This window comes from Flavobacterium sp. N2820 (assembly GCF_025947285.1).
Lineage (GTDB): Bacteria > Bacteroidota > Bacteroidia > Flavobacteriales > Flavobacteriaceae > Flavobacterium.
In genome coordinates this window covers 141,626-164,725 of sequence record NZ_CP110008.1, presented here as the reverse complement: position 1 = coordinate 164,725, position 23,100 = coordinate 141,626, and the positions used below count along the sequence as shown (strand labels likewise).

26 protein-coding genes and 1 tRNA gene are annotated in these 23,100 nt (G+C 31.1%); 11 read left to right on the top strand and 16 right to left on the bottom strand.

Annotated elements, in window-relative coordinates; translation table 11 throughout:
• Positions 1-44: 44 nt before the first annotated feature.
• Positions 45-1,283 (bottom strand): T9SS type A sorting domain-containing protein, encoded by a 1,239-nt coding sequence (locus OLM52_RS00850; RefSeq protein ID WP_264549270.1) that lies wholly within the window; start codon positions 1,281-1,283, stop codon positions 45-47.
• Positions 1,187-1,825 carry a carbohydrate binding domain-containing protein gene (locus OLM52_RS00845; protein ID WP_264549269.1) on the bottom strand — a complete coding sequence of 213 codons (639 nt, stop codon included), beginning with the start codon at positions 1,823-1,825 and terminating at the stop codon, positions 1,187-1,189. The genes OLM52_RS00850 and OLM52_RS00845 overlap by 97 nt, the downstream gene beginning before the upstream one ends.
• 343 nt (positions 1,826-2,168) lie before the next feature.
• Between OLM52_RS00845 and uvrA the strand changes: the two genes are divergently transcribed.
• On the top strand, positions 2,169-4,961 hold the full coding sequence (uvrA, locus tag OLM52_RS00840) for an excinuclease ABC subunit UvrA (RefSeq protein WP_264549268.1): 2,793 nt from the start codon (positions 2,169-2,171) through the stop codon (positions 4,959-4,961).
• A complete protein-coding gene (locus OLM52_RS00835; RefSeq protein WP_264549267.1) occupies positions 4,961-6,157 on the top strand; it encodes an LETM1-related biofilm-associated protein in 1,197 nt (398 codons plus the stop codon). Before uvrA ends, OLM52_RS00835 begins: the two co-directional genes overlap by 1 nt.
• Here OLM52_RS00835 and can read toward each other — a convergent pair.
• The 5 genes from can to OLM52_RS00810 all read right to left on the bottom strand — a co-directional run bounded on the left by can (position 6,154) and on the right by OLM52_RS00810 (position 10,090).
• Positions 6,154-6,789 (bottom strand): carbonate dehydratase, encoded by a 636-nt coding sequence (can, locus tag OLM52_RS00830; protein WP_264549266.1) that lies wholly within the window; start codon positions 6,787-6,789, stop codon positions 6,154-6,156. The genes OLM52_RS00835 and can overlap by 4 nt on opposite strands.
• Positions 6,790-6,892: 103 nt before the next feature.
• Positions 6,893-7,576, bottom strand: a complete 684-nt coding sequence (locus OLM52_RS00825; protein ID WP_264549265.1) for a carbonic anhydrase family protein — start codon at positions 7,574-7,576, stop codon at positions 6,893-6,895.
• Positions 7,577-7,582: 6 nt separating this feature from the next.
• The gene (locus OLM52_RS00820; RefSeq protein ID WP_264550505.1) at positions 7,583-9,178 is read right to left on the bottom strand and encodes a SulP family inorganic anion transporter; all 1,596 of its coding nucleotides are present in this window, start codon (positions 9,176-9,178) and stop codon (positions 7,583-7,585) included.
• A 64-nt stretch (positions 9,179-9,242) separates the two neighbouring features.
• Entirely contained in the window at positions 9,243-9,533 is a 291-nt protein-coding gene (locus tag OLM52_RS00815) for a hypothetical protein (protein ID WP_264549264.1), read from the bottom strand.
• Between the two features lie 77 nt (positions 9,534-9,610).
• Positions 9,611-10,090 (bottom strand): Dps family protein, encoded by a 480-nt coding sequence (locus OLM52_RS00810; RefSeq protein ID WP_264549263.1) that lies wholly within the window; start codon positions 10,088-10,090, stop codon positions 9,611-9,613.
• Between the two features lie 97 nt (positions 10,091-10,187).
• Here OLM52_RS00810 and OLM52_RS00805 point away from each other — a divergent pair, with 97 nt between their 5' ends.
• Positions 10,188-11,129 (top strand): LysR substrate-binding domain-containing protein, encoded by a 942-nt coding sequence (locus tag OLM52_RS00805; protein WP_264549262.1) that lies wholly within the window; start codon positions 10,188-10,190, stop codon positions 11,127-11,129.
• Positions 11,130-11,167: 38 nt separating this feature from the next.
• On the opposite strand, the gene OLM52_RS00800 is transcribed toward OLM52_RS00805, so the two are convergent.
• Together OLM52_RS00800 and mnmD are read right to left on the bottom strand one after the other, a co-directional pair.
• Complete coding sequence (locus tag OLM52_RS00800; RefSeq protein ID WP_262318116.1) at positions 11,168-11,362, bottom strand: hypothetical protein; 195 nt, start codon at positions 11,360-11,362, stop codon at positions 11,168-11,170.
• Between the two features lie 132 nt (positions 11,363-11,494).
• Positions 11,495-12,160 (bottom strand): tRNA (5-methylaminomethyl-2-thiouridine)(34)-methyltransferase MnmD, encoded by a 666-nt coding sequence (mnmD, locus tag OLM52_RS00795; protein ID WP_264549261.1) that lies wholly within the window; start codon positions 12,158-12,160, stop codon positions 11,495-11,497.
• Between the two features lie 152 nt (positions 12,161-12,312).
• Between mnmD and OLM52_RS00790 the strand changes: the two genes are divergently transcribed.
• Positions 12,313-12,648, top strand: a complete 336-nt coding sequence (locus tag OLM52_RS00790) for a hypothetical protein (RefSeq protein WP_264549260.1) — start codon at positions 12,313-12,315, stop codon at positions 12,646-12,648.
• Here OLM52_RS00790 and OLM52_RS00785 read toward each other — a convergent pair.
• Positions 12,626-13,090, bottom strand: a complete 465-nt coding sequence (locus tag OLM52_RS00785) for a hypothetical protein (RefSeq protein WP_264549259.1) — start codon at positions 13,088-13,090, stop codon at positions 12,626-12,628. The two genes, OLM52_RS00790 and OLM52_RS00785, sit on opposite strands and share 23 nt — an antisense overlap.
• Positions 13,090-13,581 (bottom strand): DUF4920 domain-containing protein, encoded by a 492-nt coding sequence (locus tag OLM52_RS00780; protein WP_264549258.1) that lies wholly within the window; start codon positions 13,579-13,581, stop codon positions 13,090-13,092. The genes OLM52_RS00785 and OLM52_RS00780 overlap by 1 nt, the downstream gene beginning before the upstream one ends.
• 272 nt (positions 13,582-13,853) lie before the next feature.
• Between OLM52_RS00780 and OLM52_RS00775 the strand changes: the two genes are divergently transcribed.
• Positions 13,854-14,921, top strand: a complete 1,068-nt coding sequence (locus OLM52_RS00775; protein WP_264549257.1) for a branched-chain amino acid aminotransferase — start codon at positions 13,854-13,856, stop codon at positions 14,919-14,921.
• Positions 14,922-14,982: 61 nt separating this feature from the next.
• Here the strand turns inward: OLM52_RS00775 and OLM52_RS00770 are convergent, their stop codons facing one another.
• The gene (locus OLM52_RS00770) at positions 14,983-15,366 is read right to left on the bottom strand and encodes a nucleoside triphosphate pyrophosphohydrolase family protein (protein WP_264549256.1); all 384 of its coding nucleotides are present in this window, start codon (positions 15,364-15,366) and stop codon (positions 14,983-14,985) included.
• Between the two features lie 296 nt (positions 15,367-15,662).
• Between OLM52_RS00770 and OLM52_RS00760 the strand changes: the two genes are divergently transcribed.
• Positions 15,663-16,688, top strand: coding sequence for a GyrI-like domain-containing protein (locus OLM52_RS00760; protein WP_264549255.1), 1,026 nt, complete (start codon positions 15,663-15,665; stop codon positions 16,686-16,688).
• Positions 16,689-16,699: 11 nt separating this feature from the next.
• Here the strand turns inward: OLM52_RS00760 and OLM52_RS00755 are convergent, their stop codons facing one another.
• The 3 genes from OLM52_RS00755 to OLM52_RS00745 are packed head-to-tail and all read right to left on the bottom strand — an operon-like array spanning position 16,700 to position 18,688.
• Positions 16,700-17,425, bottom strand: a complete 726-nt coding sequence (locus OLM52_RS00755) for a tRNA threonylcarbamoyladenosine dehydratase (protein WP_264549254.1) — start codon at positions 17,423-17,425, stop codon at positions 16,700-16,702.
• 32 nt (positions 17,426-17,457) lie between these two features.
• On the bottom strand, positions 17,458-18,105 hold the full coding sequence (locus tag OLM52_RS00750; protein WP_264549253.1) for a TatD family hydrolase: 648 nt from the start codon (positions 18,103-18,105) through the stop codon (positions 17,458-17,460).
• Positions 18,098-18,688 carry a DUF1684 domain-containing protein gene (locus OLM52_RS00745; RefSeq protein ID WP_264549252.1) on the bottom strand — a complete coding sequence of 197 codons (591 nt, stop codon included), beginning with the start codon at positions 18,686-18,688 and terminating at the stop codon, positions 18,098-18,100. The genes OLM52_RS00750 and OLM52_RS00745 overlap by 8 nt, the downstream gene beginning before the upstream one ends.
• Positions 18,689-18,772: 84 nt before the next feature.
• Here OLM52_RS00745 and OLM52_RS00740 point away from each other — a divergent pair, with 84 nt between their 5' ends.
• The 4 genes from OLM52_RS00740 to OLM52_RS00725 all read left to right on the top strand — a co-directional run bounded on the left by OLM52_RS00740 (position 18,773) and on the right by OLM52_RS00725 (position 22,406).
• Entirely contained in the window at positions 18,773-19,999 is a 1,227-nt protein-coding gene (locus OLM52_RS00740; RefSeq protein WP_264549251.1) for an MDR family MFS transporter, read from the top strand.
• Between the two features lie 84 nt (positions 20,000-20,083).
• Entirely contained in the window at positions 20,084-20,443 is a 360-nt protein-coding gene (locus OLM52_RS00735) for a BlaI/MecI/CopY family transcriptional regulator (protein ID WP_264549250.1), read from the top strand.
• Between the two features lies 1 nt (position 20,444).
• On the top strand, positions 20,445-22,205 hold the full coding sequence (locus OLM52_RS00730) for a M56 family metallopeptidase (RefSeq protein ID WP_264549249.1): 1,761 nt from the start codon (positions 20,445-20,447) through the stop codon (positions 22,203-22,205).
• 60 nt (positions 22,206-22,265) lie between these two features.
• Positions 22,266-22,406 (top strand): SsrA-binding protein, encoded by a 141-nt coding sequence (locus OLM52_RS00725; RefSeq protein WP_166236213.1) that lies wholly within the window; start codon positions 22,266-22,268, stop codon positions 22,404-22,406.
• Here the strand turns inward: OLM52_RS00725 and OLM52_RS00720 are convergent.
• Positions 22,403-22,915 (bottom strand): adenine phosphoribosyltransferase, encoded by a 513-nt coding sequence (locus tag OLM52_RS00720; protein ID WP_264549248.1) that lies wholly within the window; start codon positions 22,913-22,915, stop codon positions 22,403-22,405. The genes OLM52_RS00725 and OLM52_RS00720 overlap by 4 nt on opposite strands.
• A gap of 72 nt (positions 22,916-22,987) precedes the next feature.
• Here OLM52_RS00720 and OLM52_RS00715 point away from each other — a divergent pair.
• A tRNA-Arg gene (locus OLM52_RS00715) sits at positions 22,988-23,061 on the top strand.
• Positions 23,062-23,100: the final 39 nt, after the last annotated feature.

Below are 23,100 nucleotides of genomic sequence, written 5' to 3'. Positions count from 1 at the left end.
GACTGCCATTGCTGACAGTCTTTAATATGTAAGAATTGAAAAAACTATTCTTTTATGAATTTTGTAGACGAAATATTTCCATCGATACTTGTTCTTATAACATAAATTCCTGCTTGTAGATTTGAAATATCTAAAGAAACTGATGAACTATCAACATTTTTAGTAATAACTTCTTGTCCTAAAACATTCACAACACTTATGTTTTGTATCGCAACAACTGATTCAATATTTAAAATATTAGTTGCAGGATTAGGGTATAATCTAACTTTTGAAACATTAAAGTTTTCTGAACTTAATGTTGTATTTTTATGTAAATAAATATTATCATACCAAACATTACTAACCATTGCAGTTGTAATTCCAATTTGAGCTACATCACTTCTTGTTAAATTATTTGCAACTACACCTCCTAAAGCTGTAATTGGCACATCAACAGAAACCCATTGATTGGCAACTAATTGTGGTGTACTCCCACCATTAATATTAATCTCTAGAGCAGAAGCTTCAGCCGTTCCACCACCAAAATCAACTAATTTAACATTGAATACATCACCAGTTAAATCAGTATCAGTTATATAAAAATCAAAATGAATGTGTGTAAAAGCAGATAAATCTAATTTGTTTGATTGAAATTCAATTCCATGACAAACAACACCAGAATTCTTTTTCAATGTGTTATTACCAACAATTTGAACCTCAGTTGTAGCAGCACCTCCGCACCATCCTGCGTCAAAATTATCAAAAGTAATAGGCGAATAAGCATCACTATAAATTGAAACTACATCAGCAGCAGCTCTAGCTGGAGGGGTTGGAGCTGGAACAGCTGGAGAAGGCGTTACAACTGGCGTACCAAGTGGCCCTCTAATATTATCTACATAAAAAGTTCTAGCAGGTTTAGTTACATTTGGAAAAAATGATGTTTCACCAGGAGCCCAATAAGTATGAATTACAAAACCAGAATATGTTCCATTCGCTAAAGCAGCTTGACCGTCTAATGAAGTGTTGAAAGTAAAAGGAATAGTTTGCCATGTATTACCTCCTGGGTGAGTTACAGAAGCTGCAACAGTTCCAGCACTACCTGAACCACCTGTTACTTTTACTAAAAACGTAATAGGATCTGCAGAGTAAACATCCATTGTCATAGTTTGAGTTGTGGCTAAATCAACTAATGAAGTTAAAGTTAAATTTACACCTTGCCAAACATCAGATGCAGGATTTCCAACAATTTTAAGTACATTAGTGGTGTTAGACCCTGTACCATTTTCAACAACTGGAGGAGCCATACCCCAAATTCAGCCCCAACACCACCGCTTTCAGAAGATTCAAAACCTAAAACAAGTGGTAAGACTTCAACAACAGAAACATTATCAATAAATACAAATCCTGTAGCTGCACCCATGTCAAATATAACTCTATCTGTTACAGCATTACCATAATTAATAGTAACGTCATAAGAAAAAGTTTGAGGAGTTGGAGTTAATGTAGGAGTAAATGTTAAAGATGCAAAAGGAGCTCCTGTTTGCCCTAATCCAGCTACAATTGTTCGCGAACCTGTTGTAGCATCAGTGAAAGCATCAAAAGTAAACTTATAAGTTTTCCCGTCTTCTAATAAAACCTCTTGACTTAAGTTTACATCCCAAGGATTACCCGCACTACCAACATTAGCCTGGTTTACAAAGTTTCCTCCACCTAAATCAACAACATTTGCAGCGTTATTATACCAAGGTGCTGCCGTACCTGTCTGAAAATCACCATTAGTCACAAGGTTCTGAGCAAAACCTAATGAACAAGTCATTAACGTTAGTAAAAAAGTAATTTTTTTCATAATATCTAATTTTATTTAGTTAAAATTTATTAATTGTAAATTTAAAAGTTATAATTTCTAAACAATTCTCAATTCGTATATACAAACTATACAACTCCTTTTTTATAAATTATTTTTTAATTATTTTTTTAAAAACATAACTAATTGATTTTTAATTAATTAATTATATTTTTAAAGTATAAAAATATGAAATGTATAGCTAATGTATAGTTAAAAATTTCTATTTTATAACAACTATAACGATATAATAAAGTCATTCCTAGGTAAAAAAACAAAATGAAATAAAAGATTCTGTATAACTTGAAATAGATTAATTATCTTTGCAATTCTATTAAAATCAACAATGATACAACCCGATTTTTCAACGTTAGAACCAAAAAAAAATATCTTAATTAAAGGTGCTCAATTGCATAATCTTAAAAATTTAGATGTTGCCATTCCACGAAACAAATTGGTAGTAATTACTGGGCTTTCAGGCTCTGGAAAATCAAGTTTGGCATTCGACACACTTTATGCTGAAGGGCAACGTAGATATGTTGAAAGTTTATCCTCTTATGCACGACAATTTTTAGGAAGATTAGATAAACCAAAAGTAGAATATATTAAAGGAATTGCGCCAGCCATTGCCATTGAACAAAAGGTAAACACAAGTAATGCGCGTTCTACAGTAGGTACATCAACTGAAATTTATGATTATTTAAAGCTTCTTTTTGCACGAATTGGTAAAACCTACTCTCCTATCTCTGGAAAAGAAGTTAAAAAAGATACTGTTTCTGATGTGATAAATGACATCAAAACATTTCCTATTGAAAGTAAATGGCTACTGCTTTCTCCTATTCATTTGGAAGAAGGAAGGGCTTTAGAAGACAAACTAAAAGTATTGTTACAACAAGGTTTTGCACGTATTTTAGTAGATAATGAAATGGTGCGCTTGGATATGATTGACCAACATCAATTGGACAACAAAGATATTCTACTGATCATTGACCGAATTGTGGTTAAAACCGAAGAAGAATTTTTTAATCGTTTAGCTGATGCTGTGCAAACCGGCTTTTACGAAGGTAAAGGTGTTTGTTATTTGCAAGAAGTGGATACCAAAAAGCGTTTAGAATATAGTGCTAATTTTGAATTAGATGGCATTACATTTTTAGAACCGAATATTCACTTATTCAGTTTTAATAATCCTTACGGAGCTTGTCCAACATGTGAAGGCTACGGAAGTGTTATCGGAATTGATACCGATTTAGTAATTCCTAATACGGCTATATCAGTTTATGAAAATGCTGTTTTTCCGTGGCGTGGCGAAAGTATGAGTTGGTACCGAGATCAATTGGTAAACAACGCTTATAAATTTGATTTTCCGATTCATAAACCCTTCTTCGAACTTTCAGACGAACAAAAGCAGTTGATTTGGGACGGAAACAACTATTTTACAGGATTAAACGATTTCTTTTCGGAATTAGAAGAGAAAAATTATAAAATTCAAAATCGTGTTTTACTTTCGAGATACCGAGGAAAAACAAAATGTCATACATGTAAAGGTAAAAGACTTCGCCCAGAGGCCAATTACATTACAGTTGGCGGAAAAACAGTTTCAGATTTGGTAGATTTACCAATCGTAAACTTGATTGATTTCTTTAAAAAATTAGAATTAAACGAATACGATACTAAAGTAGCCAAACGTTTGTTAATCGAAATCAACAATCGTTTAGACTTTTTATTCAATGTAGGATTGAGTTATTTGACATTAAATCGTAATTCTAACTCACTTTCTGGAGGCGAATCGCAGCGTATCAACTTGGCCACTTCGTTAGGAAGTAGTTTGGTAGGCTCGATGTATATTTTAGACGAACCAAGTATTGGTTTACATCCAAAAGACACCGAAAGATTAATCGAAGTATTGAAAGAACTTCGTGATTTAGGCAACACCGTTATCGTAGTCGAACACGACGAAGATATCATGAAAGCTGCTGATATGATTATCGATATTGGCCCAGAAGCTGGAACACATGGCGGTGAATTAGTTGCACAAGGAACGTATGATGAAATACTGAAGTTTGATTCGTTAACCGCGAAATATTTGAATGGTCAAGAAGAAATTTCGGTGCCAAAAACTAGAAGAAAATTCAAAAATCACATCGAAGTTATTGGTGCGCGAGAAAATAACTTAAAAAATGAAAACTTCACCTTTCCGTTGGAATGTTTAACTGTGATTACAGGGGTTTCGGGTAGTGGAAAAAGCACATTGGTAAAGAAAATTTTATTTCCTGCGATTCAAAAAAAATTAGAAGGTGTTGGTGAAAAAGCAGGACAATTTACCGAATTGGCGGGAAGTTTTTCGCACATCAAACATATCGAATATGTAGACCAAAATCCAATTGGAAGAAGTTCACGTTCGAATCCTGTTACCTATATCAAAGCGTATGATGATATTCGTGAATTATTTGCCAAACAAAACGTTTCCAAACTAAGAAATTATCAAGCAAAACATTTCTCTTTTAATGTTGATGGCGGAAGATGCGAAGTTTGCAAAGGAGATGGCGAAGTAACTATCGAAATGCAATTTATGGCAGACGTTCATTTAGAATGTGAAGTTTGTAACGGAAAACGTTTCAAAAAAGAAGTGTTAGAAGTTACTTTCGAAGGAAAAAACATTGATGACATTTTAAAAATGACCATTGATGAAGCTTTGAATTTCTTTACCGAACAAAAACAGACAAAAATCACGCAAAAATTACAACCTTTACAAGATGTTGGTTTAGGTTATGTGCAATTAGGACAATCATCTTCTACACTTTCTGGTGGTGAGGCGCAACGTATTAAATTGGCTTCCTTTTTAGTCAAAGGAACTATAAAAGATAAAGCACTGTTCGTATTTGATGAACCTACAACAGGTTTGCATTTTCATGATATTAAAAAATTATTAGCTTCGTTTGATGCGTTGCTTGAAAAAGGACATTCGATTATCGTAATTGAACACAATTTAGACTTAATCAAATGTGCCGATTACATTTTGGATATTGGTCCGGAAGGTGGCGAAAACGGTGGAAAATTAATGGCTTTTGGCACACCAGAAGAAGTGGCCAAAAACAAGAATTCAATTACAGGAAAATATTTAAAAGAGAAACTAAAGTAATGATAAACCCTTCTGCAAATGGATGGATTGACAAGTTTTTTACTGAAAATCGTGAAAATTTCATTGATTTTCAAGGCGATTATTTGTCTTTTTATGAAAGTTGTAGAAAAACAGGTTTTATTTATGGCTATGTAATTAATTTTCAATTAAAAGCGGATGTAAATACTTCAAAATGGTCGTATGATGAAATTACGAAGGTTGGGTTTTTAAACACCTTATTTTCTGTTTATTCCCTAGAAAATAAAGAAGCTAAAGCAAAAGATTTCATCAGTTCTGTTTACCAATTTTACAATATAATTCAGCCCGAAAATCTGAATTTCATTAAAAAAATGTTGCCCGAAAGCACACACAGTTCACGATTAGAAAAAGTGATTGACGACAGAATTCAAACCAATCAGAACAGTATTAGCAAAAATTTTTCGCACATTATAACCAATGCTTTATTGTTTATTGATGTTTTGGCGTTTCATTACTATCTAAAAAACAATGAATTAGCATCAGATTATTTAAAAAATGTAGAATCTGATTGTATCAAAATTGTTTCATTGGCGCTAAAAACAAAACAAAACAAATCTAAATATGATGAATTATTGGTGAAATTGTTTGAAAACTCCATTCGTTATACCAAATTTTCAACTATTGACTCTATTGAATTCTCGGACATTAAATTGCTAAAATATACCGAATTATTAGAAAAATTATACTTGTTGGATATGGCTCAAATGGCCTTGTGGAGTGATGAAAAATTAGAAGAACACGAAGTTATATTTTTAAAAAACATCAATGCTGATTTAGGTTTAGAAGCTACAATTCTTGACAAAAGCATTAACGATATTAACTTTTTCATCAATCAGTATAAAGCTGAAATTCCTTTTTTTAATTTTTCAAATCCAATTAAACATTTTTACGATCAAGCTAATAAAAATGTAACCAAACTGATTATTCGCAACAAAGATAGATTAACTAAAGAAATCAAAGAAAGTGGCGAATTAATGCAACTATTAGCCAAATCAACCCGAAAAGATTTGAGTAAAGAAGAAAAAAAGAAAGTAAAAAAACAGCTGCTAGATGTGTGTAAAACCATTCCATCGTTAACTATCTTTTTACTTCCTGGTGGTGGCTTATTATTGCCTATTTTGATAAAATTTATTCCGCAATTATTACCCTCCGCTTTTAATGAAAATTTGGATGATTAAAACTTCAATTGATACACATCATCTAAATCCTTATCGCAACTAAAATTTACACCTAAATCGGTTACATAACCATCATTTAATCCATAAACCCATCCGTGTAAAGATAATTCTTGCCCATTTTTCCAGGCATTTTGAACGATAGATGTTTTTGCTAAATCTAAAACTTGTTCTTTAACATTGATTTCGACGAATGTATTGAAACGTTCTTTTTCATCAGTAATGGCATCTAATTCTTGTTGATGAAAACGATATACATCTTTAATATGACGAATCCAATTATCAATAATCCCGATTGAACTGTTTCCCATTGCGGCTTTAACACCTCCACAACCATAATGTCCACAAACAATTACGTGTTTTACTTTTAAAGCATTTACAGCATAATCGAGTACACTTAGCATGTTCATATCAGAATGTACTACCATATTGGCAATATTTCTATGTACAAAAACTTCACCTGGCTCAGCACCAATAATTTCATTTGCAGGAACACGACTATCTGAACAGCCAATCCATAAAAGTGGTGGATTTTGTCCGTCAGCTAAATTTTTAAAATAATTTGGGCTTATCGCTAATTTATTCTCTACCCATTTTTTATTATTATCTAATATTTTTTTGTAAAAATCGCTCATTATCATTGTGTATCTGGTATCAAATATAAAATAAAAAAGCTATCAATTCAGTATTAAAATTTGAAGAAATGATAGCTTTTGTAATTATGGTTTAAAATTTATTTTAATGTTTTAGTTCTGCAACTGTAAATTCAGGATTTAAATCATCTTTTATGTACATTACATCATCATAAAAAATTACTTTACCCGATTCAATATCGTGCATAGCACCCACTATACCGATTTGACCTTCTTCTAACATTTGCTCCAAGACAAAACTTCTTTCAATAATGTTTTTTACATTTCTTTTCACATTGATTTCGGCAACATTTTCAACAAATTCACTATTTTTTGAAGTTCTGTTGTTTGCTGTTTCTTTTTCTTGGTAAACTGCCGGTTGAATTTTAGATAATAACTCGGTTAAATTCCCCATTTCAACATGATCACAAGCGCCTTTAACAGCGCCACATTTTGAATGTCCTAAAACCACGATTAATTTAGAACCTGCTACTTTACATGCAAATTCCATACTTCCTAAAATATCAGTATTTACAATGTTTCCAGCAATTCTTACTGAAAAAATATCGCCTAAACCTTGATCAAAAATTAACTCTGCCGAAGTTCTACTATCAATACAACTTAAAATTGTAGCAAAAGGCCATTGTCCGTCTCTTGTTTCATTAGCTTGTTCTAATAAATTTCTATTGGCTTTTAAATTATTAATAAAACGACTGTTTCCTTCTTGTAAAAATTGTAGTGCTTTACGAGGAGTCATTTGAGCTTGTGTTTCTTTATTATGTGCTTTCATAGGGTTTTATTTTTTTTCTTCTTTCGAATCTTTAATTTTTACGTGTTTAAATTCTGTATTGTCTATACTGTATTGTTCTTTAAAACCTTTTAAGGTTAATTCAATTTCTTTGTCTTCTGCTTGGACATTTCTAAAATCTTTTATTAGCTCTAAAACATCAAAATCAATATATTTTGCATTTGAAGCATCAATAATTAATTTAGACCCATTTGGAATACTTCCTAAAGTGCTTTTAATGGCCGCTTTATTTAAAAATGAGACTTCTTGAGCTAATTTAATTGTAACTATATCGCCATCATGAAATGATTCTTTTTTAAACGAGTACGCAATTTTTAAATTTTGATACAAAATAAAAATGATACTTACTGCTAAACCAATTCCAACTCCTTTTAATAAATCAATTCTAACCACTGCTATTACAGTAATTACAAAAGGTATGAATTGTGAATATCCATTATTCCATAAATGTACAAAAACACTTGGTTTAGCTAATTTATAACCTACCATTAATAAAACGGCTGCCAAAGCGGCTAATGGAATTTTATTCAAAATAAACGGAATGGAAAGTGCAAAAGTGAATAAAAGTAATCCATGAAAAATAGTTGAAAATTTAGTTCTACCTCCAGAATTTATATTGGCCGAAGATCGAACTACAACTGATGTCATGGGTAAACCACCTAATAAACCACTTAAAATATTTCCAATACCTTGTGCTTTCAATTCACGATTAGTATCTGTAAATCTTTTATATGGGTCTAATTTATCTGTTGCTTCTATACATAATAATGTTTCAATTGAAGCCACAACAGCAATAGTAGCTGCAACAAGCCAAACATCTCCATTTATTAAAGCTGCAAAATTAGGCAAAGCAAATCCATTGCTGATTTCTGTAAAAGAAGGTAGACTTACTAAGTGATTTTGAGTAACAATTGCTAAACTTGAACCTGATTGAATAAAAAATTCGTTCAATAAGATACTTACCACAACAACAACTAATGCTCCTGGTACAACTTTTATTTTTTTCAAAGCAGGAACTTTTTCCCATGTAATCAAAATTGCTAAGGATAGTAATGCAATTATTAATGCGCCTGTATGAATAAAATTTATGGATTCTATTAGGGTATCAAAAGTAGTATGCCCAGATTTTTCGATGTAGAAAAAATCCCCTTCATTATCCACATCGTGACCAAAAGCATGCGGAATTTGTTTTAAAATAATAATGATTCCTATTGCGGCCAACATGCCTTCAATTACACTTGTTGGAAAATAATTTGAAAAACTACCTGCTCTTAAAAACCCTAAAGCAATTTGTATTAATCCAGCTAAAATTACAGCAACTAAGAAGATATCGAATCCTCCTAAATCTGTAATTGCAGATAAAACTATAGCGGTTAAACCAGCCGCTGGCCCCGTAACACTTAATGCTGAATTACTCAAAAACCCAACAACAACACCTCCAATTACACCGGAAACAATTCCGGAAAAAAGAGGCGCACCAGATGCTAATGCGATGCCTAAACACAATGGCAAAGCTACTAAAAATACAACAAGCCCAGCTGCAAGATCCCCTCTTACATTGGAAAAAATAGAATGATTGTTCATAAAAAAATATAAGTACATTAATACTACACTTCAAAGTTTGAAGCGTTAAAAAAACAATAATGTATTATATTAAATTTGGAGGTGGTGAAAAAATCTGATGTGCTAAGTTAAAAAATGCGACATCGTGCTTAGTATTTACATCAAATACATTATTATCTTCTAAATCTAAATTTAAAAAAGAATAATGATTAGATGGAATCGATTTTATTTCATTAAATGGTGCATGATTCTCTTCTTCTTCACACATACTATAGAAATAGGATGTATCTACTTTATCATCTATCATACCAACTAATGTTGGCGTAGACAAAAAAGTGATAAAAATGAATAAAACTATGTTTACCAAAAATTTCATATGGCGAAAATACTATTTCTGAAGGGTAAATATCTTAATTTTTTTATAAAAAAACCACTTAAAAGTGGTTTTTACAATTAAATTTCTTCTTCCATCCAAGCTTTGAGCATCCAATTGGTCTTTTCTTGCTCTGCAATAAAATCACTCATCATCGAATTTGTTCCTTCGTCGTTGATATCAGCTGCTTTGGCTAAAATGACTCTCTCCACCTGTAACAAAACACTCAATGACTCTAAAATCAAATGAATAGCTTCTACATCTTTAGAAATATTTTTTCCAACATTTAATTTACTGTTCGCAATATAATCCGCAAAAGTATGCAAAGGTGTGCCTCCTAATGTCAAAACACGTTCTGCTATTAAATCAATTTTAATTTGACTGTCGTTATATAGTTCTTCAAATTTTAAATGCAAATCAAAAAAACGTTTTCCACGAATGTTCCAATGTAAACCTCTTAAATTTTGATAATAAATCTGGAAATTAGATAATAAACCATTCAATTCATTTACTAATTCTTCCGATTCTTTAATTGGTAATCCTAAACTATTTATTTTCATTTCGTTTGTTTTTCTATCTCAAATTTACAAAATACCTTAACCAATTCCTATAAGTTTAATTGATTGTTTTTATATTTGCATCAAAATTATCAATACAATGACCATTACTCAATTATACTATGTTTTGGCTGTGGCCGAATACAAAAATTTCACTTTAGCAGCAGAAAAATGTTTTGTTACACAACCTACTTTAAGTATGCAAATCCAAAAATTAGAAGACGAACTGTCTATTTTAATTTTTGACCGTAGTAAAAAACCCATTTTATTAACTGAGGTAGGTGAAAAAATCGTAAACCAAGCAAAAAATATTGTTAATGAAGCAGGAAGAATTAAGGATATTGTAGAACAACAAAAAGGATATATTGGAGGCGAATTTAAAGTTGGGATTATTCCAACTGTGATGCCAACATTATTGCCTATGTTTTTGAATAATTTTATTAAAAAATACCCAAAAGTTAATTTAATTATTGAAGAACAAACGACTGAAGAAATTATTAAGCGTTTAAAAAATGGACACTTAGATTGCGCCATTGCTGCAACGCCTTTGGAAGAAGAAAATCTAAAAGAAATTGTTTTATACTACGAACCTTTTGTAGCATATATTCCTGAAAACCATAGTAGCTTTGATAAAAAAGAAATTACAATTGACGACATTGATTTAGATACAATTTTACTTTTACAAGACGGACATTGTTTTAGAAACGGAATTTTGAACTTGTGTAAAAATAATAAATATATTGTAGACAGTCATTTTCAGCTCGAAAGTGGCAGTTTTGAAACCTTAATCAAATTAGCCGATGAAGGTTTAGGAACCACATTGTTGCCTTATTTACACACTTTAGATTTAAACGAAAAAAACAAATCAAAACTTAGACCCTTTAAAGACCCAAAACCAGCTAGAGAAGTAAGCTTAATTTATCCAAAAAATGAATTAAAAATTCACATAATAAATGCTTTACGCGATGTAATATCTGGAGTTGTAAGGGGTGCAATAGCATTTAGTGACGTAGAAATTATAAGTCCGAAAAGTAAAAAATAGTAAAACAAAAAAGTCCCGCATTTAACGGGACTTTTATTTTAGTTGATATAAATTAAACACTGTCTTAATTCGGGCTTTTCTTCTGTAAATTGCAAAAGCCACTCTCTTAATTGCTCAATTTCGTATGGAAGCAAGTTTTTGATTGCTTTTTCTAATTCTTTACAGAATAATTTTGCATCAAAACTTACTCTTTCCAAAATAGATTTTGTGTAAGAAAACATTGCTCGGGGCATATTAATACTATTTTATTGGTTTGAATAGTGATAAGAACTTGATGTAAAGTTAAACAAAAAAAGGTTTCGAAAACGATATAGTTTGTAAAAAAAGTGCTAAATTTTTGCTAAATTTTTATTTAACACGAAAAATTACGGCTTTTTTGTTGCTCGAAGCATTTCACGTTTTCCTGGAGCTCCAGGTAGTTTTTCAACTGAAAATCCAGCATTTAGCATCGCTTTTCTTATTGGCGTTCTGCATGCATAAGTAACTAAAACGCCATTTGGAAATAATGCTTCATACATCTTTTCAAAAATAACTTCACTCCACAATTCGGGTTGTAATGGAAATCCGAAAGCATCAAAATAAATTAAATCATAGTTATTTTTGTCTTCAATATCTTGAAAGAACTGCTTTCTTTTTGTCAAATAAAAGTTGGTTTTCATTTGATTTTCAATTTCCCAACTGCAATTGTGCATTGTTTCAAAAATTGGTTTAAAATCTGTTGCTTGCAATTCAGAAACATAATTCATTTGAAGCACTTCTTCTGTAGAAATTGGATAGGCTTCTACCCCAACATAATTTACTTTTTCTTTATTTAAAGTTTCTAAAAAAGTAATAAAAGCATTTAAACCCGTTCCAAAACCAATCTCTAAAATTGAAATCGAATCCTGATTATGAAATAAATCCAATCCGTTTTTGATAAAAACATGTCTCGCTTCTTGAATTGCCCCGTGTGTAGAATGGTAATTTTCATCCCATTCTGGAATTCGAATTGTAGTTGAACCGTCGTCAGTAATTATAATTTCTCTTTTCATGGGATTTGGAAGCAAAAAAAAAGGTTTTAGAAAACTCAAACCTTAATTTTTTTTTATCTTGAAAATATTTTCTTTTGAATTTTGGCATTAAAAATACAACGATTAAAAATATATAAAAAAACAATGTGAAAAAATTAAAAGAATAATACCATATGTTGTTAGTTTTTAAATGCAATGGATGTTTTATTGAATCCAAAAAGAAAAATGGATTTATCGGCCAAGCTTCAGAAGCACCAATATTAAAATTGATTAAAATTGCAACTAAAGCAGATATTAAGAAAAGTAATCCAAAACACCAAGTAAACTTATTTTTAAAGCCAATAAATAGAATTAAAACTAAGATTACTAAAACTGAACTTCTGTTTATTGGAATTTCATACAATTGCCAAAAGAGCAATTTTAAAACCAATATTATGGAAAGTAATCCAGATAAAATTTTAGTTATCATATTATCGAACAGAATAATTACTCAATATACAATTTCTTAATTTTCGGTATCGGTCCGCCACATTTTACTTCGTGGCATTTGATACAAGCATCGATTCCGTTATTGAAATGTTCTTTGGCGTTTTTTGGATCTTCATAAATCAATTCTTGTGCTTTGATGAATTTAGCTGCTTGTTCGTTAAAAAAAGCATCTTTATCGGTTTCATCTGTCATAACAGCTTTGTGAATTTTGACAAAATGCTGTGGAAATTTCCCAATTGTATCCCCTTTGATAATTCGATTTTTCAAACGTTCATTATCCACATACATTTGTTCCATAAGTGCTGCCATTTCAGACATTTCGTACATTTCAAAGCCATCTTTATTCAAAGTTGAATCTGTTGCACAAGCTTCTTTATCTGTTGCTTTTTCTGATTTATCGCCAACTTTCTTCTCACAAGAAAAAAGCAATAATCCGAAAATTATTAGTGCTAATTTTTTCATTATTTAGCGATTAAAACACCATCAGCCATAAATGAATACGTTACTTTTGGTTCAGTAATACTATCAATTGCTGCTTGTGATTTTCCGGCATCTTTTGCATAATGTTTCAAAACATCTACACTTTCTACACTTACAAATGCTTTACCGTTTACAACCACTTCTTTATCTTGCGCATTTTTAGGCACAAAAAAGCCATAATCTTTAAACTTTACAAATGCTTCTTTGTCATCGGCTAAATCTAAAGTCATCCAACACCCTTTTTTCTGACACACTTCGTTTATTTCTGATTTGAATTTTACTTCAAGTGTATCTCCTTCTTTTAATTCAGCAAACTTTTGCATCATTTCATCCGAAGTTAAAGCACCCTCATTTGAAATTGAATCGCCAAATTTAACATAGTCAACTTTAGCAACTTCTGGGGTAACTTCTTTTTTTTGTTCGCAATTCGCAAATAATGACGCCATTACAACAAGAGCAAGTATTTTTTTCATTTTTAATAGTATTTATAAAACAAAATTAACTATATTTTTTTACTTTTACAGCTAGTAAAGAAAAGAATTATTTGCTATTCAAATAATTATTTAATTCTGATATTAATCCAAGCCGTCGATTACACCTTATTTATGTTATTGATTTCTTAGTTGTTGATAATTATTTTTAATTATATAAAATTAAAACTTCTTTTTTTTATTAGATTTGCAATTAATATATAAAATTTAGCCCTTTTATTGCTGAATATCTAATTTATAACAGATTATCCCTGATGGAATTAAAAACTTTAAGCGAAATTGAAATTATTTCGACAGCTTCGTCAAGAATCAATGAAGTAGATTTTGAAAATCTAACTTTTGGAAATGTATTTACAGACCATATGTTGGTTTGTGACTATAAAGATGGAGCTTGGCAAAAACCTGTTATAGAACCTTATGCCCCTTTTATGATTGATCCTTCTGCAAAAGTTTTCCATTACGGACAAGCTATTTTTGAAGGAATGAAAGCATACAAAGACGAGCAAGATGCTGTTTGGTTGTTTAGACCTGATGAAAATTTTCACCGATTTAATAAAAGTGCTTCAAGAATGGCAATGCCGGAAGTACCCGAAGATATTTTTATGGGCGGTTTACACAGACTCTTAGAAATTGAAAAAGAATGGGTTAAAAAAGGTAAAGGAAATACATTATACATAAGACCTTTCATGATTGCAACAGGGCATGGTGTAATTGCTGCACCTTCGTCTGAATATCGATTTATGATTATTCTATCACCAGCTCGCTCATACTATTCAGGAGAAGTTAAAGTAATTATTGCCGAACATTTCAGTAGAGCTGCAAATGGTGGAATTGGCGCTGCAAAAGCAGCTGGAAATTATTCAGCACAATTTTACCCAACAAAATTAGCAAACGAAAAAGGATTTCAACAAATCATTTGGACAGACGATGCAACGCATACTAAATTAGAAGAAGCTGGAACAATGAATGTTTTCTTTAGAATTAACGATACATTATTTACAGCACCAACAAGTGAGCGTATTTTAGATGGTGTAACGCGAAAAAGTGTAATTGAATTAGCTAAAAGAGAAAACATCAATGTTGAAGTTCGTTCAGTTTTAGTTGATGAATTAGTTACCGCTGCAAAAGATGGTTCATTGAAAGAAATTTTTGGTGCCGGAACAGCTGCTGTTATCAATCCAATTGTAGGTTTTTCATATAAAGATACGTATTATGAATTACCAAAAATTGAAAACTCAATGGCTTTGGAAATTAAAGAAAAACTAACAAATATTCAATACAAATTAGCTGAAGATACTTTTGGCTGGACAGTTAAGATATAGTGTTCAGTGTTCAAAATTAAAATAAAAAAAGGCGATTTTCGAGTGGAAATCGCCTTTTTTCTTATTTTAAAATTTCTTCAAAGTTGGGTTTAAAATAATTTGGTCCCTTCATTACTTTGCCATCTTCACGATAAATAGGTTTTCCATCTTCACCTAATTTGCTCATGTTGGAACGCTGAATTTCGTCAAAAACGGCTTCAATTTTATGTTGCAAACCATGTTCTAAAATAGTTCCACATAATATATATAACATATCACCAAGCGCATCGGCTATTTCTACAATATCATTATTTTCTACTGCTTCTAAATATTCTTCGTTTTCTTCTTTCATTAAATTAAAACGAAGCTCATTTTTTAGGTTCCCTAAATCGGCTTTCAATTCAGTACTTACCCCTAATCCATAGGTTTCGTGAAATAATTTTACAGCGTTTAATTGTTTTTGCATAATTGTCAAATTAATTTTACTAAAAATAGAAATTTTGAACCTAATTAATCATTATTTTTGTGAAAATTATTAATATGTTTTCAACAGGTCAAATCTATTTTGCGATTTTTTTTATTATTGTTTTTATAATTACGATGGTTCTAGTTTATCGTAAAGATTTAAAAATATTGAAACCTTTTTACACAAAAACGTATACCATTTTTATCGTTTTCATCGTTTTTATTGGTTTACTCTTTTTAATTAAATTTTTGATGAAAGATTAATTTGCTATATTTGAACTATATAAGCTGTACCAAATGAGAATTCTTAAATATGTCCTTCTTTTATTGCTGCTTTTTAGTGTAGCTTTTACAGTATTTGTAGCTACTCAACCAGGCGACTATAAAATAAAACGCACTAAAGAAATTAAAGTAGCAAAAGATATTATTTTTAATTTTGTTTCTGATAGTACGGCTATTACAGATTGGAGTCCTTGGGATAAAAATGAAGCTGTATTTAAAAACAGTATTACAATTGCTAACGACACACTTCAACATAATATAATTGTAGATTCAGAAGAAAACAAATCGTTATTACAATTTCAAAAAACAAAAACCGGAACTTTAATCACTTGGGAACTTAACGGAAAATTAGATTTTAATTTAAAAATGTTAAGTGTTTTACAAGGTGGTGTTGATAACGTTTTAGGTGATAAATTAGATGAAGGTTTGAATAATATAGATTATTATTTGGTCAAAGAATTATCTTCTTATTCTATCAAAATCAATGGTTTAGTTACCAAACATACCACAAACTACATTCAGCAAATAGATACTTGTTCACTTGCAGATTTTCAGAAAACTTCAAAAGCAATGTTGCAAAATATGCTTTCGTTTGTAGAAAAAAATGATATTAAAATTACAGGTTTGCCATTTATTGTGTACGAAAATAAAAACACAGTAGACAATCAAACCATTTTTGCAATGTGTGTTCCTGTTGAAGAAGAAATTTTAACTACAGAAGGTAGCGAAATTTCTGGTGGACATTTTGATGAATTCTTAGCCGTTAAAACAACATTAGTTGGCGATTATTCTCACAATAAAGAAGCTTGGAAAAAGACTGCTGCATACATAAAAGACAAAAAAATGGTTGAAGACGAAGCTGGGAAACACATTGAAATTTATAAAGTGAGTTTACCAAAAGAACGCAAGCCTTCTAAGTGGGTAACAGAAATTTACATTCCTGTAAAGAAAAAAGTGTATCGCCCAAAAGTTGCAAAACCAGAAACTATTGAAGAAGTTGCTGCACCAAGTGAAAGTACAACAACAAATCCTGTTCAATAATTAGTTTTTCTTTACTTTTTTACTTTACCTATTAAATGTTTTACAACAGTTTCGGCAGCATGTAAACCAAAAAGTGCTGGCATCCAACTGTTAGTACCATAAAACGACTTTTTAAAATTGGTTCCATCCGTTGTTTTAATACTCGAGTAATCTGGACGTTCGTATGAATACACCACTTTTACCCCCTTCGAAATTCCTTCTAATTTTAAACGTTTGCGCACATTTTTAGCCAACGGACAATATTCTGTTTTGCTAATATCGCGTACTTGAACTTTTTCGGCTTCAAATTTACCGCCTGCTCCCATGTTGCTGATAACTTTTACTTTTTTGCGCTTACAAGCCACTATTAGATTAATTTTTGGAGTCACGCTATCAATGCAATCTAAAACGTAATCAAACTCAGGAGAAACCAATTCAAAAGCACGTTCTGGCGACAAAAACTCTTCGATTCGAGTTAATCTCAATTCCGGATTAATATCCATCAAACGATCCCCAACAATTTTTACTTTTGGCTCACCAACCGTACTATGCAAAGCTGGCAATTGACGATTAATATTAGTAATATCAACCACATCACCATCAACAATAGTCATAGAACCAACACCAGCACGAGCTAAAAATTCGGCAGCAAAACTTCCTACACCACCTAATCCAACCACTAAAACATTAGCGTTTTCAAGTTTTTGAATTCCTTCTTCTTTGAATAATAAAGCTGCTCTTTCTTTCCACTTTGCCATAATAGTGTTGAATCGTTAAATTGATTAATTGTTTAACTGAAAATCCTTGAAAAATTAGTAAAAACAATCGTTTTCATATCTTCTATTGAAATTCCTTTTATGGAAGCTGCTTTTTCATACACTTCATAAATAGATTCTTCAATCGTATCGGTTTCTAATAAAATTTGATTTTCGGGTGCAAAGGTAAATACTTTTTCTAAATCTGGATTACGAAGTAGGTATTTTCCAAACGAAAGATAAAATCCATTATTCAAAAGCGATTTTGCAACTTGCTCATTCTTTGAAAACCCATGAATTAGCATTGGATTTGAAATTTTCAACTCTTTTTTAATGGCAATTAGTTCATCAAAAGCTGCTACACAATGTAAAACAATCGGTTTATTGGTGAGCTTTACGATTTCTAATTGCTTCTTGAAAACAGATATTTGTAATTCCATTGGAATTTCAATTCGTTTGTCTAAACCACATTCACCAAGTGCTAAGCATTCCGACAATTGCAGTTTTTCTTTGATGATTTCTAAATCATTTTCTAATCGACTTTCATCAATAAACCACGGATGAATTCCAATAGAATAGTTTGGAATAGATGCATCAAATTCCCACGGATATTGATTTACGACTTCTATAACATTCGATAAATTAGAAAATTTATGTGTATGTAAATTGATGAATTTAGTCATGGAATTTTTTTACACCCGCATTAATTTCAATATCCAAATCGTTTTCTAAAGGAACAATCGGACACGAATACTCATAATTATAAGCACAATATGGATTATACGCCTGATTAAAATCGACAGTGACTTTTTCCGATTTTGGGATTCGCATATCGATATATCTTCCACCAATGTAACTATCTTTTCCACAGGTTAAATCGGAAAACGGTAGAAATAAATAATCTTCATAACCCGGTTTTTTCTTCAAATCTACATTTTGATATACATTCAATTTCAATTCTTTTCCATCAATTGAAAAATGTAATTCTCCATATTTTTTATATATTGGAGTTCTACTGGTTGTTGTTTTCATTTTGAATGATTTTTCTTTTTTTGTTCGGATAAAAATCGCTTCAACAATATATTTTTCATCAATTGGATAAAAATCTAAACCTTTAAATTGCTTTAAATCGTCTTTCATTAAAGGGCTTTTTAGTGAATCTGCATAACTTTTATTTAATTCCGATTGAAATTTTTCGGCTGCAGCCACATCTTTTTGAGCATAACTAGAAGTGAAACAAAAAAGAAAAAGAATGATATTTTTCATCAGTAGTATTTTTTACAAAAATATATAATTTCTATAACATTTTAATCGTGCTAGCTTTTGTAAATTTGCAATTCAACTTATGGTATGTTACAGCGCGCTTTTAATAAATATATCGACAATTTCAGAGGATTTTCTCGCGAAATTTGGATACTTACACTTATCACTTTTATCAATCGTGCCGGAACTATGGTACTTCCATTCTTGTCTAAATATTTAAGGGAAGATTTAGACTTTTCATACAATCAAGTAAAATGGATTTTAATTAGCTTTGGATTAGGATCAATTGTTGGTTCTTGGTTAGGAGGAAAATTATCTGATAAAATTGGTTTTTATAAAATCATGATTTTTAGCTTAATGACTAGTGGTATTGCTTTTTTTGGATTGCAATTTGTAACCAGTTTTGAAGGCTTGCTAGTTGCTATGTTCTTCATTATGGTCGTTGCCGATATGTTTCGACCTGCAATGTTTGTATCCTTAGGCGCTTATGCCAAACCAGAAAACAGAACGCGAGCATTAACCTTAGTCAGATTAGCTATTAATTTAGGTTTTGCGGCTGGACCAGCACTTGGTGGCCTATTAATTATGACTGTAGGCTATAAAGGCTTATTTTGGGTTGATGGTACTACTTGTATTTTAGCTATTTTAATATTCTGGATTTTGGTTAAAGAAAAGAAAAAATCTAAATATACTGACAAAGAACATCCAGGTGAAATTTTAACGCATTCCGTTTTTAAAGACCGACCTTTCTGGATATTTCTTGGTGCAACTTTAATTACGGGGATATTGTTTTTTCAATTGTTTACAACGATTCCATTGTATCATAAAGAGCAATTTAATTTATCTGAACTACAAACAGGATTACTGTTAACTTTAAACGGTGTGTTAATCTTCTTTCTAGAGATGCCAATTGTAAGCTATATTGAACGTCACAAAATCAACAAGCTAAAAGTCATTACATTAGGCTGTTTAGCTATGGCAATAAGTATGTATTTACTTTTAGTCAATCAATGGGCTGGCATCCTAATCATTATGATGCTGTTTATGACTTTTGGTGAAATGTTTGTGTTTCCATTTTCAAATTCCTTTGCTATGAGTCGCGCTCCTAAAGGTCATGAAGGTCGATATATGGCAATATTTACAATGAGTTACAGTACAGCTCATATTTTAAGTGCAGAAGCTGGGATGGATATGATTCGCTTATTTAGCTATCAAAACAATTGGTTTTTCATGGGAACACTAGGTATTATTGGTGTTTTACTCTTTGTTTGGACAATGAAATTAGTTACAAAAGAACCACCAAAAATTCTTTAAAACTAAAAATTTAGTTAAATAACTATAAAAATAGTTGTATAACTAAAAAAATAGTTTTAGTTTTGACTTATCAAATTCTCAGTCATGCAAAAACTAACCAATAAAGAAGAAGAAATCATGCATATTTTATGGAAGCTTAAAAAAGCTTTTGTGAAAGATATCATGGAAGAAATTACCGACGATAAACCACATTATAATACACTCTCAACCATTGTTCGCAATCTAGAAGAAAAAGGTTATGTGGGTTATAATGCATATGGAAAAACGCATCAATACTTCCCGATTGTTAAGATAGAAGATTACAGAAAAACGTTTATGAATACTGCTATTGACAACTATTTCAATAGTTCGTATAAAAATTTGGTTTCCTATTTTGCTGAAGAAGATAAAATTTCGGCAGACGAACTTCGCGAGATTTTAGCCTTAATCGAAGAAAAAAAATAGTATGGAAAATCTGCTAATTTATTTCCTAAAAGTAAACGGACTCATTGTTTTGTTCTACTTGATGTATGTTTTGTTTTTAAGAAAAGAAACTTTTTTTACATCAAATCGTTGGTATTTGATTAGTGGTTTAGTTTTGTCTTTGCTTTTGCCATTAGTTACATTCACAAAAACAATTTGGATTGAACCAGAACCAATAGTTTATGAGAACGTAAAACCTATCATACACTCAACTTTTGAAACAATTCCAGTAGAAGAAACGCCATTTGATTGGACTTTACTTGTAATTGGTGCTTATAGTGCAATAGTTGGCTTAGTACTGCTAAAAATTGGCATTGAACTCATTTCGTTCTATAAAAAAATTCAAAAACAAAATAAGCAAAAAGAAGTCGATTATACATTGGTAGATTCAAATTCAGCCGAAAATCCTTTTTCATTTTTTAGTTACATCGTCATTAATAAAGAAATGTTTACCGAAGAAGAATTGGAACACATTTTAACGCACGAAAGCATTCATGTGAAACAAAAACATTCGTTTGATGTGCTGTTAGGAAAAGTATTTTGTGCTTTATTTTGGGCAAACCCAATTATTTGGTTGTACCGAAAAGTCATGTTACAAAACCTTGAATTTATTGCCGATAATGAAACTTTTCAACAAATAGAAAACAAATATTTATATCAAAGAACATTATTAAAAGTTGTGACTCATCAACACAATTTAAGTATTACTAATCAATTTTATCAATCATTAATCAAAAAACGAATCGTTATGTTACACACAAATCAATCAGACAAAAAAAATGTTTGGAAGTATGCTACAATTCTTCCGCTATTAGTAGGTTTCATGTTATTGTTTCAAATTGAAACTATTGCGCAGGTAAAAGAAAATCAACAAAAATCTCATGTGGCAAAAGTTGAAGCCATTGGTTTTAGTTGGGATAAAAATGCAACCGATGAAGAAATGAAATCAGATGCCGAACTACTAAAAAACCAAGGAATTGATTACAAATTTTCAAAAGTAAAACGCAACAAAAACGGTGAAATTATTGCCATAAAAATCGAATTTAATGATGGTAAAGGTAACAAAGGCGTAAAAGAAATTAAAGGTGATGACCCAATTGAACCGATTTATTTTAATGCCGAAGAAGGAAGAATCGGATTTACAACCGAACCTGATTATTCTGACTATGTTATAGATGAAAAACTATCAAAACAATTTGGAACTGAAATAAAAGTTAAAATGGCTAAAGTTATAGATGATGCAGATTATCCTACGCCACCAACACCGCCAACACCGCCAAATCATCCGTTTGAGAATTTAATGGACGCTCCAACTCCACCAGATTTTCCAAGTGTTCCAGATTTTCCATCTAATATAGATGATAAAAAAGCAATGGAAAAGTATGAGAAAGCAATGGCTACTTTTGAAAAAAAGATGAAAGCTATTGAACCTAAAATGAAAGAATTTGAGAAAAAAATGGAAGTTTTTGAAAAGGAAATGAAACTCAAAGAACCTGACATGAAAAAATTTGAAGAAGAAATGAAAATTTTTGAACAAAAAATGAAAGTCTTTGAAAAAGAAATGGAGGTATATGAGAAAGAAATTGAAAAATCATCAGCCGAATATTACATCAACGGTGAAAAAGTTTCAAAAGAAGAAGTTGAAAAAATGCAAACTGATGAAATTGAATCTATTAATGTTAGAAAAAATAGTTCACCAAACAGAATCGAAATTAAAAAAACAGAAATCAAAAAAAATAAATAAACAAAAAATCCCGAGTAAATCGGGATTTTTTATTTTCATATCTTTGCAAAAAACAAATCAATGTATAAGTTATTAGCCAAACTCAACAAAGCTCTTTTACCCAGTTTCACCAAACAAGGTTTAGATCCTATCAAAGCAAAAAAATGGCAAAAAGCTATAATTGCCTATCGGTATTGGGTAACGGTAAAATCGCTAGACTAATACGTAATTGCAGCAAAAATCTCTTTATTTCCTAATTTTTCTCTTCCGTTTAAAAACGATAATTCCATTAAGAAATTCATTTGCACGATTTCGCCACCTAACTGCTCTACCAACTCACAAACCGCTTTTGCAGTTCCTCCTGTCGCTAAAACATCATCATGAATTAACACCTTATCGCCTTTTTGAATGGCATCTATGTGCATTTCTAACGTATCGGTACCATATTCCAATTCGTAGGAAGCACTAATTGTTTCAAATGGTAACTTTTTTGGCTTTCGAACAGGTACAAAGCCTACATTTAATTTTTGTGCTAATAAGATTCCAAAAAAGAAACCACGACTTTCAACTCCAATAACTTTTGTGATTTTTTTATCTTGTAATGTACTGACTAACAAGTTCAAGCAAGCATTTGTTGCTTCCGGATTACTTAACAATGGGGTTATATCTTTGAAACCAATTCCAGGCTTTGGAAAATCCTGAATATCACGAATATAGTTTTCAATGTTCATTTTTTATATATTTTTTCTTAATTAGGCTTGCAATTTACACAATTATATCTATATTTGCACTCACAAAAAAAAGGCCTCGTGGCGCAACTGAATAGCGCATCTGATTACGGCTCAGAAGGTTACTGGTTTGAATCCAGTCGAGGTCACTTTTAAATCCCCAATTCCTTATAAATAAGGCTTTGGGG